This is a genomic window from Streptomyces alkaliphilus (genome assembly GCF_014141535.1).
In the GTDB taxonomy this organism is placed as follows: Bacteria; Actinomycetota; Actinomycetes; order Streptomycetales; family Streptomycetaceae; genus Streptomyces; species Streptomyces alkaliphilus.
The window spans coordinates 1-867 of the sequence record NZ_VKHT01001478.1; the positions used below are offsets into that span (position 1 = coordinate 1).

Here is an 867-nt window from a genome sequence, read left to right on the forward strand (position 1 = left end):
GTTGCGCACCGCCGACAAGCCCGGGGACCCGGAGGGGCCCGCCGGGTTGAGCGCTCCCGGCCCGCGCACGCCGCCGGACTGAGCGGCGGACCCGGGGGCCCGGGTGGAGGAGAACGGCGGTCGCCCCGCGTGCCGGCGGGAGCCGGCACGCGGGGCGACCGTGTGAGGGGGTGCGCTCGGGTGTGTGACGCTCAGGGCCCATGGCCGGCCGGCGCCGCGCACGCCCCGGGCGCGCACGCCGTCATCATCCCGACCCGGGCCGGCGCGGCGCCCCGGGAGTCGGCGGGGCCCCGGTGCGCGGCCGGGCAGGCGGACAGGGTGAGCCCGCCGAGGACGAGGGCGAGGGCGGCGCACACCACCCGCCGGCGCAACTGCCGGTACCGGGCGGTGTACTCGGCCCGCAGTTCGTGGCAGCGCTCGGTGACGGCCCGAAGGGTGCGGCGGGTCAGGGCCATGCGCTCCTCCGCGTACAGCCGGATCAATTCCTCCCGTCGCTCGCCGGTGAGCCAGGGCATCCGGTCGGCGAGGGCCTCGCCCTCGACGCGGGCGGTCCGCAGTTCGGACTGGACGAGGAGGTAGCCCTCCAACTGATTGATCCCGCCGGCGATGTCGCGGTCGTGTGGCACGACGGTCCCCCGGGTGGTCAGGGCCGCTCGCGGCCGGGTCCGTCGGCGCGGTGGGATCCGCCGTACCCCTCGGGTCGGTCGCCGCGTCCCTCCTCGCCGACGCTTTCCGGGTCCCGGGGGGCGCCGGGTCGGTCGAACAGCGCCTCGTCGGTGTCCACGGCGTCCCGGCCGCCCGCCATGTGCTCCTCGCCGAGCGCGGAGACCCGGGGGTGGTGCAGGTCGAAGGCGGGGGATTCGGAGC

General features: G+C 78.0%; 2 protein-coding genes. Both read right to left on the bottom strand.

The window, feature by feature from the left end; genetic code table 11:
- Nucleotides 1-191: 191 nt before the first annotated feature.
- Nucleotides 192-626, bottom strand: coding sequence for a hypothetical protein (locus tag FNQ90_RS25200; protein WP_182608429.1), 435 nt, complete (start codon nucleotides 624-626; stop codon nucleotides 192-194).
- A 17-nt stretch (nucleotides 627-643) separates the two neighbouring features.
- Nucleotides 644-867 (bottom strand): hypothetical protein (locus FNQ90_RS25205; protein ID WP_182608430.1); only part of this gene is annotated, 224 nt, incomplete at its 5' end.